Annotated in this window: 14 protein-coding genes; 5 read left to right on the plus strand and 9 right to left on the minus strand. The window is 50.8% G+C overall.

All coding sequences use genetic code 11. The features are described 5' to 3' along the window. Nucleotides 1-9 precede the first annotated feature (9 nt). The 3 genes from EL633_RS33395 to EL633_RS33405 are packed head-to-tail and all read right to left on the minus strand — an operon-like array spanning nt 10 to nt 3,041. Complete coding sequence (locus EL633_RS33395) at nt 10-264, minus strand: hypothetical protein (RefSeq protein WP_126631530.1); 255 nt, start codon at nt 262-264, stop codon at nt 10-12. Nucleotides 265-310: 46 nt separating this feature from the next. Beyond that, the gene (locus tag EL633_RS33400; RefSeq protein WP_126631531.1) at nt 311-1,234 is read right to left on the minus strand and encodes an ABC transporter ATP-binding protein; all 924 of its coding nucleotides are present in this window, start codon (nt 1,232-1,234) and stop codon (nt 311-313) included. 1 nt (nt 1,235) lies between these two features. Then, a complete protein-coding gene (locus EL633_RS33405) occupies nt 1,236-3,041 on the minus strand; it encodes a hypothetical protein (RefSeq protein WP_126631532.1) in 1,806 nt (601 codons plus the stop codon). A 553-nt stretch (nt 3,042-3,594) separates the two neighbouring features. Between EL633_RS33405 and EL633_RS33410 the strand changes: the two genes are divergently transcribed. Beyond that, the gene (locus tag EL633_RS33410) at nt 3,595-4,443 is read left to right on the plus strand and encodes a MerR family transcriptional regulator (protein ID WP_126631533.1); all 849 of its coding nucleotides are present in this window, start codon (nt 3,595-3,597) and stop codon (nt 4,441-4,443) included. A gap of 115 nt (nt 4,444-4,558) precedes the next feature. Beyond that, a complete protein-coding gene (locus EL633_RS33415; RefSeq protein ID WP_126631534.1) occupies nt 4,559-5,461 on the plus strand; it encodes an SDR family oxidoreductase in 903 nt (300 codons plus the stop codon). Nucleotides 5,462-5,548: 87 nt separating this feature from the next. Here EL633_RS33415 and EL633_RS33420 read toward each other — a convergent pair whose 3' ends face one another. Both EL633_RS33420 and EL633_RS33425 read right to left on the minus strand, forming a co-directional pair. Further along, a complete protein-coding gene (locus EL633_RS33420) occupies nt 5,549-6,151 on the minus strand; it encodes a dihydrofolate reductase family protein (protein WP_126631535.1) in 603 nt (200 codons plus the stop codon). 355 nt (nt 6,152-6,506) lie between these two features. Then, complete coding sequence (locus EL633_RS33425) at nt 6,507-7,091, minus strand: TetR/AcrR family transcriptional regulator (protein ID WP_126631536.1); 585 nt, start codon at nt 7,089-7,091, stop codon at nt 6,507-6,509. A gap of 217 nt (nt 7,092-7,308) precedes the next feature. Here EL633_RS33425 and EL633_RS33430 point away from each other — a divergent pair, with 217 nt between their 5' ends. Beyond that, complete coding sequence (locus tag EL633_RS33430) at nt 7,309-8,112, plus strand: SDR family NAD(P)-dependent oxidoreductase (RefSeq protein WP_126631537.1); 804 nt, start codon at nt 7,309-7,311, stop codon at nt 8,110-8,112. 180 nt (nt 8,113-8,292) lie between these two features. Here EL633_RS33430 and EL633_RS33435 read toward each other — a convergent pair whose 3' ends face one another. Together EL633_RS33435 and EL633_RS33440 are read right to left on the minus strand one after the other, a co-directional pair. Beyond that, nucleotides 8,293-9,594 carry an alpha/beta fold hydrolase gene (locus EL633_RS33435; protein ID WP_126631538.1) on the minus strand — a complete coding sequence of 434 codons (1,302 nt, stop codon included), beginning with the start codon at nt 9,592-9,594 and terminating at the stop codon, nt 8,293-8,295. Nucleotides 9,595-9,650: 56 nt separating this feature from the next. Continuing rightward, the gene (locus tag EL633_RS33440; RefSeq protein ID WP_126631539.1) at nt 9,651-10,250 is read right to left on the minus strand and encodes a TetR/AcrR family transcriptional regulator; all 600 of its coding nucleotides are present in this window, start codon (nt 10,248-10,250) and stop codon (nt 9,651-9,653) included. A gap of 252 nt (nt 10,251-10,502) precedes the next feature. Between EL633_RS33440 and EL633_RS33445 the strand changes: the two genes are divergently transcribed. Continuing rightward, on the plus strand, nt 10,503-11,306 hold the full coding sequence (locus tag EL633_RS33445; protein WP_126631540.1) for a Cof-type HAD-IIB family hydrolase: 804 nt from the start codon (nt 10,503-10,505) through the stop codon (nt 11,304-11,306). Between the two features lie 50 nt (nt 11,307-11,356). After that, complete coding sequence (locus tag EL633_RS33450; RefSeq protein WP_126631541.1) at nt 11,357-12,202, plus strand: S1 RNA-binding domain-containing protein; 846 nt, start codon at nt 11,357-11,359, stop codon at nt 12,200-12,202. Here EL633_RS33450 and EL633_RS33455 read toward each other — a convergent pair. Together EL633_RS33455 and EL633_RS33460 are read right to left on the minus strand one after the other, a co-directional pair. After that, nucleotides 12,199-13,974, minus strand: coding sequence for an ATP-binding cassette domain-containing protein (locus tag EL633_RS33455; RefSeq protein ID WP_126631542.1), 1,776 nt, complete (start codon nt 13,972-13,974; stop codon nt 12,199-12,201). The two genes, EL633_RS33450 and EL633_RS33455, sit on opposite strands and share 4 nt — an antisense overlap. After that, nucleotides 13,971-15,719, minus strand: a complete 1,749-nt coding sequence (locus tag EL633_RS33460) for an ABC transporter ATP-binding protein (RefSeq protein WP_246039315.1) — start codon at nt 15,717-15,719, stop codon at nt 13,971-13,973. Before EL633_RS33460 ends, EL633_RS33455 begins: the two co-directional genes overlap by 4 nt. Nucleotides 15,720-15,791: the final 72 nt, after the last annotated feature.

Below are 15,791 nucleotides of genomic sequence, written 5' to 3' on the forward strand. Positions count from 1 at the left end.
ATCATCATCTTATACTTCAGGTTGTCGGTATCGCTGACCGTCATTTTCAACAGTAACTTGCTCAACGCATCTGTATACGACCAGCGCACGACGGCATGTTCGTTCTGTCTGTATTAGTACGCTTCCTATGACAATGAAAGTCAGCCAGAATAGGGCCAGGAAGATGTGTATGCCGCGCTCAATATACATAAATTTCCAGATGGGATCGAAGCGTCTGAGCGCCCGGCGCTGGGCCGCATTATATAAAGAGTGGGTATGGCGCATAAAATAAATTCACCTCTCTGCTTTGATGCAAGACCAATATTTATGATTATTGATGCAAGGATTGAGTATAACTATTTCGCTTATTTTTTTCGGATTGCTCTGGTACGGCGTCCAGGTCGACCAGGGGCAGGTTGGTACGTTCTTTGATGTAGCCTAGCAGTTGCTGGTGCCAGCGATCATAGGCGGCCTGATCGAGTTTCGGCTGGATTGCTATAAGCGGAGAGCGTTTGGGCTGATATTGCCAGCGTATGATCCGCTGGGGGCTAGCTAGCTCATAATAACGGGCATGTTTGCTGCTAGTGAGCATAAAAGGTGTGTATGGTCCCTGGTAGGTTGCGAAGAAGCAGATATCCTGCCATGGCAGTGGCTCTCGAATCTTATCCATCGCCGCAGCGATACCGTCCTGGGACACCTCGACATAGGGATATCGTGGCTGGTTGCGTTGTACATATACTGTCACCAGAAACGCTATAGATACTAGCACAGCGACTACGACCCCGATCAGCAATGCCATAAGCAGAGACGTGCTGAAAAATAACAAGCAGATCACTGGAGTTATGATGAAGATATATGGCAGCAATATAATGCTTGTTTTTGTTATGATCGCGACTCTATCTGGTTGGGGCAGTTCGGGGAATGAAGCGGGTTGATATGCAGATAGGTAGTTTCCAGGCTGCTCGAAGGCCAGGGGTCGCTTCTGCTGTAATCTATGCCAATACCGTGATGGTAAATATGAATTATAAAAAGTTGTCAAGAAATTCAATACGAAAACGATGAATAAAGCGACACCTCTGAGAGCTGTAATTAAACTAAATATTCCTGGTATAAAAAGGGTTAGTAGCGCCAATAAGTATATGCAGGATGCAATACCATTGAAGATCAATAAAAACTTAAAATTGCTGTTGTTGTATGTGGTTAACTGTGGATCTTCTGGCGTAAAGGTCGCGTCACTAAAATGATTCTCAAGCATATTATTTCATCTCTTCTGTATCTAAATCTAATAAGGGTAGTTGGGTGCGTGCCGTAATGTAGCCGTCCAGGGCTTGTAACCAGTTTTCGTATTGCTCCTGGCTCATTTTGGGTTCGGTTGTGATGAAGGAAAAATGGTTCCTGTTCACAAGCCAGCGTGCCACTGTCTGCTGGCTGGCAAGCTCATAGTAGCGGTTGCGCGTAGATCGCTGTCGTAGTTGCATGTTCTGGTAGCGCGCAAACAATCGGGCATCCTGCCAGTTGATATAGCTATCCACCATATTGAGGCGCGTCGAGATGCCGTGGGCGCTAACCTCAATGCGTCGCTGCGAGGCGCGCTGGATAAATGGGGTCATAAGGACACTCATCAGTAGCGCGAGCACCAACGAGATCAGGAGTCCGGTGGATTCCAGGCGTTGATGAAGCAGGGCATTGATGAGGCTACCATTTATAAGTGACCAGATTATGAAGGACTCTACAAAAAATATGATAAATAGGTAACTGAAGCGATTGCGAATGATCAGGCTGGCCGGTTGTAATATTTCGGTAGTTGGCGTGGGTTGAGGGGATACCTCAAAGGTAGCTGGAGTTTGTGAGGCACGCTGGCGCAGGCTGGCTATGCGTTGCCAGTAGCGTTGGCTGATCGACAGGATACCCAGTGTGAATGCGAATACCACGAACAGCATACCACCGATCACCAGCCAGAAGCCATTGCCAAAGCTTTCTAGGGGAGGGATGACCAGTAGATGGGCCAGGTTTAGTATCCCATAGATGAATAACAGCAGGCTGACCCCACATGCTATCAGGACTGCCCGTCCGCTCTCGCCTTGCCACTGTAAGCGCTTTACCAGCGGATCATGCTGAGCCAGCGCTATGGCCGTGGATGTTGGTTCGGCCTGTGTATCGATAAGACCCCGCAGGTGTTGTCGTACCTCTGAATTGAGTTTGATCGGCGAGGTATTATCCAGGCTTATGAGTGGCAAGTTTGTATTCTCTGCCACCAGGGCATTCACGCGTCCAATCAGCCAGTTATAATCCTGCTTGCCAGTTGTATTGCTCCTGGTCTTCAGCAAAAAGTTTCCTACAAAATTGCCCTGGGACCAGCGTACAATGACCTGTTCATTAGAGAGCTCAAAGATCTGCTTATATTGCCCCATGGTGCCCGAGCTATATTGCGCGAAGATGCGCGCATCCTGCCAGCGTATGTGATATTCCTGGCCTCGGAAGCGGGTCGTAATGCCCTCCTCGCTGACCTCGATACGTTGCCGCAAGAAATATGCCTGATAGGCCAGTGAGAGCAGTATCATGACAACCCAAAAAAAGATAATTGCAGAGAAGAGTATAGCTATAAAGATACTTTGATCAGAAGTCGCCGGCGAGAAAAGCATTGCCACTACCACTACAATAAAGATCGTCGTCACTACACCAATAGTGATAAGCATATTGCGCTTCCAATCCAGCGCTACTACAAATGGTAGAGCTGCTGGTGGCGTGGCAGGATCTTTTACTATTTGTTCCTGTATCGGTACCTCATTGTGTAGTGCATACAGGCGGCGCTCCCCAACACGCAACCAATGCCGTTCCTGTCGTACCTGATTGAAGATAAGCTGAAGTAGTAATATAGCAAACAGAAAGATGCCAAAGTTGAGGTTTGGCGCGGCTCTGTACAGTGAAATATAAAAAGCAATGATACCCACATAAGTGAGCCCCTGAAGAATGCTGATACCACGATCGATGCGTAGTGATTTCCAGATGGGATCGTAACGCTTGAGGGTCTGGCGCTGTTCTGCATTATACCTATTATTCATATGCTGATGTCACATCCTTGTTTTATTGATAATTTGCAAGCATTATGAGTGTAACCAACTTGCAGATCTTCTGGCGCGAAGTTATGTCCGTCATATAATGGCTCATCATTATGCGTCTTCCTATAACGTCTTTATCTTATACGTCTTCTGCTCTTTTGTTTATTCTATATGGATTCGATAAGGCTAGATATGTAGCTTAATCTATATTTGACACGCCAAAGAGTCTTTTAACGCTTCAGTTTTTCAGGCTCGATTCTTATAATTATTCTGCTTTATGGCAATGCACCAATAAAAAATGCCTACGATATGAATGGAGTAATTACCAAAATGCCCATGTATCACGTGCTTGGGCGTGATACATGGCCCATTTTTTTGCCAGCACAGCTTGTCTGACCACATGTCTGCATGGGTAGGTCAGCAAGAAGCGGATCCTTTCTTCCCATCTAGCTGTAGAATCGGCTCATTTCCTCTTGACTTTCAACCTACTTGAAAGTGGTATTCTCTTCATGAAGAGCATTCCTGCTCCTTCCTATCTCACGCAAAGAGGGTGATCATGCTAAAAATTAGCGATTTTGCCAGGATCGGTCAGGTTGCGATGTCGGCGTTGCGCTATTATGACGAGATTGGACTTCTTCAGCCAGCACACGTCGATCAGCAGACCGGGTATCGTTTCTACGAGCTCGACCAGCTTTCTCGACTGCATCGGATTATGGCGCTCAAGGAGGTCGGCCTGGATCTCACCCAGATCGTTCAGATCCTCGACCAGGATATTTCTGCCGAGACCATCCAGAAGATGCTGCGGGCCAAACAAGTAGAACTCCGGCGACGCGTTCAAGAGGAGCAGGAGCGGATCTCACACATAGAAACGCGCTTGAAATCTCTGGAACAAGGGAGGCGGATGCCCACCTACGAGGTGATCCTCAAGAGTGTCGAACCCTTGACGGTCGTCTCAACGCGCGATGTAGTTGCCAATCTGGCTCAGAAAGCACAGTATGCCGACGACCTGTTGATCTTTCTTAGACAGCAGAAGGTCAAGCCCGTCGGTCCAGTGCTTTATCTCTACTATGAGCGGGAGTATACGCGCATGGATATCGACGTGGAGGTCGCGGTTCCAGTAGAGCGTTCGTCGGTGGGCAAGCTTACCGAATATCGAGGGGAACGTGTGGCTTTGCGCGACTTGCCAGCGGAGCCTTTGATGGTCAGTACGCTCTATCATGGCAGCCCATATCTGATTGGCGAGGCTTATCATGCGCTGGGGGCATGGATTGAAGAGTACGCCTACACCATCACCGGCGTCTGTCGCAAGGTGTGTCTGCGACGCGAAGGTGACCTGGACGACTACCTGATCGAGATCCAGTTCCCGGTTGAGAAACAGACTCCGGAGGCGCCATTTTCCCACTGAAAGCCAGACGTGTTGGCGCTTTCGAGGTAAAAGGAGGATGAAAGGATAATACAACAGGACAACATGATTTTATTACTACTGATATTCATTTTCAAAGAAAGAGCGAGGAATTTCCATGAGTACACAAACTATTTTAGTGACCGGAAGCAGCAGCGGGTTTGGTTTTTTGCTAACTCAGAGATTGTTGACCCAGGGATATACAGTTTTTGCCACCATGCGCCAACTCGAAGGATACAATGCTGAACCCGCCGGGCAGTTACGTCGTTATGCGCAAGATCAGCCGGGTAGTTTGCACCTGCTGGAACTGGATGTGACCGATGAGAGCTCGGTTACTGCTGCCGTTGACCAGGTGTTGCAACAGGCTGGGAGGCTCGATGTAGTAATTAATAATGCGGGCATTGGTGGGGGAGGATACACCGAGGCCTTTTCGGTCGCGCAATTTCAGCAGACGTTTGATGTCAATGTCTTTGCTATCCAGAGAATGATGCGTGCCGTCCTGCCCGCCATGCGTACCCAGCGCAGCGGGCTGATCATCACCATCTCCAGCCTCCAGGGCCGGATTGTCATCCCCTTCGCCGGTGCTTATACCGCTTCGAAGTTCGCGGTGGAGGGACTTTGCGAGAGCTATCACTATGAATTGGCACCGTCAGGGGTGGATGTCGTCATCGTTGAACCAGGTGGCTTTCCGACCGACTACTGGTCCAAAATGATGAAGCCGGCAGATCAAGCACGGACCGATGGCTATGCTCCAGACGGCGACCTGCCTGATCAACTATGGAATGGGGTCAAGGCAAATTTACAGAGCCAGCAGGCTCCTGATGCGCAGGTTCTGGTTTCGGCAGTCCTCCAGTTGATTGAAACTCCAGTGGGGCAACGGCCTTTACGCACAGTGGTCGATCCCTTGATGGGGGGTGGTGCGCCCACTGCCGTCAATCAGACGACAGAACCCATTCAACGGGAGTTGTTGCAGGCGCTTGGACTGGGTGAACGGATCACCGTACAAGGGGCTGGCCACTAAGGGAGATAAGCACTCTTGGGCAAGGGCGAGGGCGTTTCACATGCCTCTCGCCTTTTTGATGACCGGGATGCATATTGAGCCATCAGATCAAGCTCCAACAGTACCTGTCTTGACTTCTCCGGCTCGCTCATAATTGGCGAAAATTACTCCGTTTGGCGTAATCAGGCTGTCTGTTAATGTAAAGGCTGCCGAAATAGTGCCTCCACTAAATAGACGCTTGCCGCTACCGAGCGTGACGGGGAACGTCTTCAACCACAGCTCATCAACCAGATCGTGTTTGAGTAGTGTCTGGATCAGGTTGCCACTGCCGTGAACCTGGATAGCAGGGCCTTCTGAATTCTTGAGTTTTTTGATGTCATCGACACTTTTAAGAAAAACTGAGTTGTTCCAATCTGATTTGTCTATAGTGGTACTGATAGCATATTTTGTGACGTCATTGATGCCTGGCCACATGTCTGCATGTGTCGGCCAGAAAGAAGCAAAAAATTCAAAGGTTTTTCTCCCCAAAAGAAGATCTGCAGGCTGCATATATTTTTCCATGAACGTACCAGCCGCTTCGTCAGCTTCGTAAAAATACGGCGCACTCCAACCACCATATTTAAAACCGTCGGAAGTGTCTTCATCAGACATACCAGGTGCTTGCATGACCCCATCAAGCGTGAGAAACGTGAGGACGATAAATTTTCTCATCAGAAGCCATCCTTATCAATTGTTGGAGAATGGGAGAAAGGCGATGCCGCCAGATCTCTCTTATGCATTTCGTGTTTATGTATGAAGACAAAGCTCGGCTCCACACAACGAACGATGCTCGCTTTCGGAGTATAGCATGAGGACACGAAAAAAACTTCTCCGATCTTGCTCTCTTCTCCTGCCTGAATCCTGATAAATATCAAGTATTGCAGTTTATGATAGATTTTGTTTGTGATGTGCTGAACAGGTATTGCTCTGGTGTAATGGGCCCCGGACAGGCGTGCGGCAAGCTGAGGTTCTTGCGCATGCGGCCTGTTCCAGTAGACCTCTGACGACCGTTGAAAACAGCGGGCTATTATCCCACGTCCGACGTCGAGCGAATCACAAGGTCGATGATCGTATCAATGAAGCTGCTATCGATCTTCTGTTTCGAGAACCAGCGCTGGTAAAAGAGAGGCCCCACCAGTATCGCAACCAGATCATCTGTGGATTGCCGCGACGAAATCTCCCCTCTGGCCCGGGCCCGCTCTATGACGATTTCAAACGGCGTCATGAAGCTTTTTTGCATAGCGGTCTGCATGCTCGCGATCACAGAATCGCGCTCAGCGGCATCAATGATCGAAGGATAGACCGAGTTCCAGTTAGCCGTCTGTAAGCGCTCGGCAAGGTCGATCAGCAGCGCGCGCATGTCACCTTGCAAACTTCCTACGTCCGGTACTTCGGGTACGCTCCCGAAGCGGGAACAGGCATCGATGAGCAACGCTGAACGCGACGGCCAATGACGATAGATGGTCGTTTTGGGGATGCCTGAATGGCGGGAAATCCCCTCGATCGTCACGCCACTGATGCCATTGAGCGCCAGTTGACGATAGGTTTCGGCGAGAACCTTCGCCTTAGAGCGCTCGACCCGCTTATCCTCACTTTGAGCCGATCCTTCCATCGTTCTTTTTCTCCTCTTGACATAAAACGCTACGCTATGGTAGCGTATTGAAAGAAAGCTATCGTTCAGAATGGTAGCATATCACAAGCATGCCACTATGTTTAGCGATCCTGATGGCAACGTCACTAATTTTTACAAACCGCTCAAGGCTGCGCTCTAAGCAGATAAAGCTGAGCCTGCTACCAGGAGTGGTGATAGCTAGTAAAGGAAACATTACATGAGAGAAAACATTACCAGCGGCGCGGAGATGCGACCAACTCAACTATTACAGGGGCAGGTGGCACTGATTACGGGCGCGAGCCGAGGGATTGGCGCGGCCACCGCTCGTCTGTTTGCCCGGCATGGTGCCGCTGTCGCTGTCAATTATCATGCCAATGCTGAGCGTGCCCGGGAAGTGGTCGCCTCGATTGAAGCTGAAGGCGGGCGCGCGCTCGCGGTGCAGGCGAGCGTCGATAATCCGGCGCAGCTCCTGGAAATGGTCAAGGTTGTTGAGCAACAATTGGGATCAATCGATACGCTCGTAATGAACGCTACAGCTGTTCCCGATAACTCGGCGCTCTTTGGTTCTTTCCTGGAATCGAATTGGGATGTGTATCAGGACGTAGTATTAGGTGAACTGGTGGGTATTTACCATCCCGCGCGCGTGCTGGCTCCTTTAATGATTGAGCGAAAACGCGGGAATCTCATTGCGGTCAGTAGCCTGATTGCTCGGAGAACACCACCTGGAAGCGGAGCACATGCCGCGGGCAAAGCATCAGTCGAAGCGCTGATGAAAGTGCTGGCCGGCGAACTTGGTCCACACGGTATCCGCGCCAATGTGGTGGCACCGGGTCTCACTGAGACGGAAGCATCAACAGAAGTTACGCCCGAGCGCTTGCAGCAGGTTGGCGCAACCCTACCTCTGCGTCGGATTGGACAGCCAGAGGATATCGCAGGAGCTATTCTGCTGCTAGCGACCGACCAGGCCAGCTATCTGACCGGCAACTATCTCGCGGTTGGCGGTGGCAGCTACTTGCCTTAATGGCATTTCAGAGAGAATGTCTTACTCCCATCCCAATGGCAGTGGTGTGTTTTCAGCCAGCCTGGGGAGCGCAGGCGCCCCCATTCATGTTTTATTGGTTGGTGCAGCAATGGCGCATTTGCGCCATTGCTAACGATGAAAGAGAATTAACCCCTTTAACGATGAGCCACGCAGCTAAAATTATGCTCTCATGCTCCCCAATTGCAGGAAGGCCTGCATTCTGGCCTGAATCTCATGGTCATGGACGCTAAACCACATCAGATGGCTCTCTGCTTCGGAGACAAAAAGCTGAGCCTGAGGAATGTGGTCCTGCACATAGATAGCATGTGAAGAATCGACCAGGCCATCATATTTACTGGTAATAACCAGGACAGGAGCCGTCACACGGCCAAGATCTCCACAGTGATGCTGGATGTCATGGAGAAATCCTGATCCCGAACGTGAAGCTTGCAAAAAGGCAAGGGCCCCTTTTCGTTGATCAGGACTCATTGCAGAGAGCACTTGATCGATTGGTAGACAGGTAAGGCCCCACATCAGACATTTGAGTGCACTCTGAGGGGCAATGCGTGCCAGGCTCCGAAAGGCTGCCCAGACCATTCCTTCCAGCACAGGATTGAAGAACAGATAGGTCAAAAAACGTATTATTCCACGGGCATATCGGCCATCTGTGGCGGCGTTCTGCAATATCACCTTGCTGACGCGTTGAGGATGGCGACCAGCCAGTTGCAAGGCGGTTGGTCCACCTGCTGAAATTCCTACCACAAGCACCTGATCCAGTTGGAGGAGATTAAGCAAACTCACCAGAGCGTCAGCAAATGCTTCGGCACGCTTTCCAGTAGATGAAGGGGTCCTACCGTAACCGGGTCTCGATGGGATAATCAATTGATAGCCCTGTGCCAGAAAGAAAGTCTCATGACCCAGTGGTGAATGGCAGTTCGTGTGTCCACCGTTCAACACCAGTACTACAGGACCCTGCCCCACGCTTCGATACTCAATTAGTCCCAGCTCTGTTCGTACAAGATGACTCACCTGCTCTACATTTCTTCTCATTGCCCAGACCCCCTGTTGTCGATAGGACTGGATCATCCAGCAGGCAAATCCCAGCTCAGTGAATCCAACACCCACGCGAAACAGGCTATACCAGATAGGATAGGGATTGGGAAAAACGCCTAGGAGCTGCAAGCCTTCAATTGGAATCTGAATGACTGAGGCGCTCCAGGCCAGGAGCAGCCCCCAGAAGAGCCAGCGCCAACGGTGGAGTATTCCATATATCAGCATGCTGAGAAAGGCGAGCAAGGCAGCCAAAAACAGAAGTACAGGCCAGGGGTAACGCTCAGTCGGCACCCATCCGGGCCAGAGAGTTGTGGTATAGATCGATGGCTCGATGGCAAAAATGATCAATAAGCTCACCATGAGCAGGCCCACATACATGACGAGTGCTTTCTCCAACAGCCTGATTGGAGTAGGATGTGTGATAGTCATAGCTTCTTTCCTTGCCAACAACGGCCACGCTTCAAGCAGCGCGTTTTCCTGAATAGCTACGAAATCTTGTCAAAAAAGAGCGTTGTCAACACATCTGGCAACTCTTCCCACTGCTCCGTGAGTACCTCGTCCCCCATGAGTTGCAGTAAGAGTAGGCCGAGCAGAGTGCCAGCAATGGCTCGCACGGTCAGTGGAATATTAATCTGGATCTGCTCGTTCTGCCCCTGGAAAAATTGTTCGCCAACCGCAATGGTTGGCGCAAGTACCTGCTCATAATACTGCTTGCGTAATTCAGCATTAACTAAGAGTTCCGGAAGGACCGCTCGAAACACTTCAGCATTAGGCCAGAGTAAGGCCATGCGTTGCCGGAGGTACGCTCGAAAAAAAGCTTTGAGATCCTGCTCATCTCCCAGGACAAACTGTTGTTTTCGTTCGGTTGTTTCGTTCAGTCGATCCAGGACCGCCAGCAAGACCTCATCTTTACTCGCAAAGTATGTATAGATTGTGCCATCGGCGATACCAGCCACGCGGGCGATCTCTTTAATTGTGGCGCGATGAAAGCCTTTTTCGGCAAATACCTGGGTGGCCGCATCCAGGATCTGCTTACGCCGGGCAGCCACCATCAGTTCTTGAATGAGATCAGGTGTCTTGTCCATTGCTGCATGTCCCCTATTCTTTTCATCGCATTTTGCGTTATGGTGATCGAATAATTAATCATCCGATTGAATGTTCATTCATTACAATGATAGCCAATTCAAGCAGCTGTGTCAAGTCTGGAAATACGCTTCCTCAGATGTTTATGCATAACGGTGTCATTAACTGAACGACTAAAAAAAGCGTATACTAAAGTAGAGATAGTGAAATCCACTTTCTCTGATCCGACTTATTCGTCAGGAGTTTCTTCTACTATGTATCGTCTCCTCGCTATTGACCTGGATGGAACCTTGTTAACTCCGCAACATAAAGTGAGTCCATATACGCTGGAAGTCTTGCAGCGGGCCGTGGCCGATGGGATGCGGCTGGTGATCGCCACGGGCCGGGTGCCCTTTAGTTTCCATAAGGTGATCAGTGGACTTCCACTCAATGCGCCCCAGATTACCAGCAATGGAGCAGTGGTAATCGATATGAACACGAATACAATTTTGTATCAACAATTGGTTCCACCTGACTATATCTTACCTGTGATTGAATATGCACGGCGTCTAGATCTCGTATTTTGTTACTATACTAATGATTATTTATATACCGAGCATGAACTCTATAATCGGCATAACTGGTATCTTTCTGGCATTCCTGTACGTGATGTAGAGAAGATTGAGGATGTGTATCCACAACCATGTATCAAGATTGGGGCCTTTGGAGATGCGGCTACACTGATCGCCAAGCGCCGGGAACTGGAGCGGGCCTTTGTGGGCAAACTCTATGTGACGCAGACCGCAGGCCAGTGGCTGGAATTCCTGCATCCAGCAGTCTCTAAGGCCAATGCTCTCAGGACGATTACACAGATGCTGGATATTCGGCCCGAGGAGGTGATTGCATTTGGGGATAACCATAACGATATTGACATGTTGCGTTTCGCTGGTCTGGGTATCGCTATGGGAAATGCGCACCAGGAAGTCAAAGCTGTTGCCGATTATGTAACATTGAGGAATATCGACGATGGGGTAGCTGTTGCCCTGGAAAAATTTTTATTTGCCATAGAAAAGCGCTAAAGCGTATACTAACTGATACTATTCGATCATATATTTAAGGGAGGAGCACGATGTCAGAAGAGCAACAGTTTCAAGATGATGTCTGGTCATGGCTTGATGAACAGTATAAATATGATCGAATGCTAACCGGCAATATTGTTGAATTGATGGGCGATCATTTGATTGTGGATATTCGCGGCATTCAAGGCACAGTTGAGCATGTCACATTGGGGGTCAACTGGCGCATGGTAGATCTAACGATTGAAGAGCAACAATTGTCTGAAGAAGAGTTGATCTATCAGCGCCTGGAGGCCCTCAAAGGTCAGGAGATCCAGGTCAGAATCTTAGAAGTTAATCGTCCCTTGCATATCTTGTCCCTGGAGCTATCGACCAAGGGTGATTTGGATGCTGAGCGGCAGCGCCTGGAGGCTCAGTTGCTGGCCACATTACGACCAGGAGATGTCTGTAAGGGGCGGGTAAAGAGCATCTATAGTCATCAGGTCAAAGTAGATATAGGTGGTATCGAAGGTACAATTCCACCCAGCCATATCTCGCTCCAGAAAAGCTTCATTGATCCCTGGAGAGTAGTGCAGCCAGGACAAGAGGTTGACGTCATGATTCTGGACAAGAAGCCCGAGCAGCTTGTCCTGTCGCTGACCTATGCGCAGCGCCGTGATGAGGTGCTAGGCAAACTAAAACTAGATCTTACTTATGCCGGTACTATCGCTACGCTGGACAATGAAGGGGTCTATGTTGATCTGGATGGTGTGTTAGCCATGATCCCTGCGGCGCAAGCCGTCTCTGGCTACATCACACATCCAGCCGATCTCTATCATAAGGGTCAGCACGTCGTTGTCAGAATCCAGAAGATCGCCAGCGACAAACGCGTGACCGCCACGTTGGTCCAAGCCGATTAAACACGATCATTCGTTTTGGGTTCATTGGACCATAAGCGTTGCATTTCCGGGTTTGTGGCGAGCAGTTCTTGTAGCGTACCCTGGGCTTCTAGCTTGCCGTCTTTCAGGACGATGATATTATCTGCACGACGTAGTACGGCCTGGCGGTGGGTGACAACCAGGTAGGTATGGTCGCGTTGGGCGAAGAGACGTTCCCACATCTGGCCCTCGGTGGTGACATCAAGGGCGCTGGAGAGATCGTCCAGGACTAGCAATTCTGCGGGCCGGGCCAGCATACGGGCCGCCACGGTACGCTGGGCCTGTCCACCCGAAAGCTTCATACCCCGTGTACCGATCTCGGTCTGGATACCGTCTGGAAAGCCTGCCACATCTTGATCCAATACAGCTTTATGCAGGGCTGCCTGGATATCTACCGTCCCTTCAGCCTGTCCCAGCAGGATATTGGCCTGCAGGGTATCACTGAAGAGATGGGGAACCTGAGGCGTGTATGCCGAGCGTGGCGGTACAAAGAAGTCTGCCGCGTCACCGACCGACTGGCCATTCCAGTATATCTCGCCCCCATCCCTGGTTACCTGGCCTAACAAGGTACGTACCAGCGTCGTCTTCCCTGAGCCAACCCTGCCCACGATCGCCGTCAGGGTACCGCGCGCCAGGCGTAGGTCGATCCCGTCGATACCCTTTCCGCTGGTTGGATAATGATACTTGAGCTGCCTGGCCGTGATCAGCTCTAACTTCTCCTCACATTCCGTGCTCCAATCTACCTCCGGCACCGCTAGCGCCTGCTTCTTATTAGAGACAGGATGATGCTCGACCAGCTTCTCACCATGATCCCTGGCCTGCATCAAGGACATTAAGCGTGTTAACGAGACGCGTACCTGGGCAAAGTTTCCCAGCGTACTGCCTATCCCGGTCAGGGTACCAGTGATATATTCCATGTAGAAAATGAAAAGCGCGATATCACCGATACTGAGATTGGACGAATGTGAGCGCAGGGCCGCCATAAACAGCACCAGGCCGGTGCCGAGTCCAACTGTATTGCCCAGGATGGCATTGACGCTCTCATTTTGTAATCGTTCGCGTAGAAGTTGAAGCAAGCGCTGCTGACTGAGCTGGCGGAAACGCGTAATCACCGCCGACTCGGCTCCGGCTACCTGGATCGCCTGGGTGGCTCCCAGCAGCTCGCCCGCCAGTCCAGTTACCTTCCCGGTCGCTTCACGGCTGGCCTGACGATAGTGCTCAATCTGCTTCATCCAGAGCCGCGCCAGTATGATGATCAGTCCTAAGGGAAGCAGGACTGCCAGCGTGACGACGGCATCGATCCGTAACAGGATGATCAGGGCGACGATGGTAAAAAAGAGGTCGCCAAGTTGATTGAAGGCGGGCGCATACGCGACCGTCTCTGTATCATCGCGCAACGTATTCAGCGCCTCACCCTGAGATACATTCAGGGCTCGCGCCCCCGGCTGGCGGAACAGATTGGCCAGCACATTGCGGCTGAGCAGGCCGCGCACCGGATAATGATATTTGAGCGTATTATCAAAGCCGATGAACTGCATCCCCATCTGGATCATGGTGAGCGCAAATGTTCCTACCAGTAACCATGCAAGCTGACTACTAAAGTGTGGTTGCCGCATCAGTAGATCAAAAAGTTGCTGCAACAACAGGCCAAATACCAGTGTGGATGCATGGGAGATAAAACCCAGGATGACTCCTCTGGCCTGATAAAAGAAGCGATAACGGTTCAAACTAACAAGCATACTGTACATCTTCATACAAAAACTTCTCCTTGCTCATGTTGTAGCAGCCGGGCGAAATGGGAGTTTGGATCAGCGGCCAGCGTGGCGCGTGGACCAGCCTCTAGAATACGTCCATCCTCAACAACCAGAATCTCATCGGCGCGCTGGATAGTGGCCAGACGATGCGCAATCACGATTCCGCTACGCCCTGCGAAAAGTTGATCCACCGCCTTCTCAATTACCTGTTCCGTCAAAGGATCCAGGCGTGACGAAGCCTCATCCAGCAGCACCAGATCGGGTTGAGTCAGAAAGACGCGTGCAAATGCCAGCAACTGGGACTCACCAGCTGACAGGCCATTTCCAGTTGGACCCAACCGGGTATCTAATCCCTCTGGGAGCACCTGATACCAATCCCACAGGCCGATCTCGGCTAGCACCGCCAGGACCTGCTCATCGCTAATCGTGCGCTCAAAGAATGTCAGGTTATCACGCACCGAAGCATCAAAGAGCTGGACATCTTGCGTAATCAAGCTTAGCCGCTGGCGTAGATCCTTGAGTCGCATCTCCGTGAGTGGAACACCATTCAAACAGATTCGACCGGACTGAGGATCATACATCCGAAAGAGCAGGCGTGAGATCGTCGTTTTACCGCTGCCCGTCCGACCGACAATCCCCAGCACATGTCCAGCCGGCACCTGGAACGAAACATCCTGTAACACCGGATTGTCTTGCTTATAGCCAAAGGAAACCTGTTCAAATGAGACTGCCAGCGCGCCTGGAGCGAGATGAGCGCCAGGCCCATCCTGGATCGCGGAACTGGTCTTAAACAGGCCATCGATACGGCGAATACAAGACTCCGATTGATTGAGGTCCTGGAGTTGCCATTGGATCTTATCGAGCGGCTGCATCAGCAGATTGCTATAGAGAAAGATCAGATAGACCGTGCCGGGCGAGGCGATGTGGATACTCCATAAGTAGGCTCCCAGAGCCAGTCCCAGCACCCGGCCGAGCGTGAAAAGCGCCTGTGAGATAATCCAGGGCGCGCCACCCGACCAACCGGCATAACAGGTTGTGTTGTACCAGCGTGAAAAACGCTGATAGAAGTTTTGCCAGACATAGTTGAGGCCACCATTGCCGCGTATATCTTCCGCGGCCTGTAGCGACTCGCCCATAAAGCCAAAGAACTCGGAACTGGCCTGCCGGGCCATCACCCAGCGATCCACCGAAGGCCGGCGCATCCAGGTCAGGGCACCCGCTACCAGCAGACAATAGAGTCCCATACTCACGCTCAAGATCCAATCGATCGAGCCGAGCACCACCAGTATGCCGATCAGTAGCAAGAGATGGAAGAGCATATGCACCACAAACTTCGAGAAAAAATTTGTCAGATCATTAACATCGCCATCAATGCGCTCCAGCAGCTCGCCCTGGGTATGACTCTTATGGAAGCCCTGGTCCAGTGTCAGCACATGTGCCAGCAGATCGCTGCGCAGAGCATTGGTCGCCGTCCAGGCCACCTTCTCACAGAGATACTCCGAAGCCACAAAGACCGCTTGATTGAGGAGCGATATCACCAGAAAGAGCAGGGCCACCAGGATCAATGTCTGAGAGAGCCCCTGCTTCACCGTCACATCGATAAAGTCGCCCAGAATTCTTGGATTCTCCAACTGTAATCCAATACTGACCAATAGCAGCAGTGCCATCAAAAGGGCCATCAACCATTGTGGGCGCAGATAGCGGGCCAATAATGCAAAGTAGCGTTGAAACGGTCGCAAACTCACGAATACATCCTCTCGTGTCTAAAGTTTGAATGAAGAGCAAAGGAAAGGGATGTACCAGAAATGCTTTCCAGC

This window comes from Dictyobacter alpinus (assembly GCF_003967575.1).
Classification (GTDB): domain Bacteria; phylum Chloroflexota; class Ktedonobacteria; order Ktedonobacterales; family Ktedonobacteraceae; genus Dictyobacter; species Dictyobacter alpinus.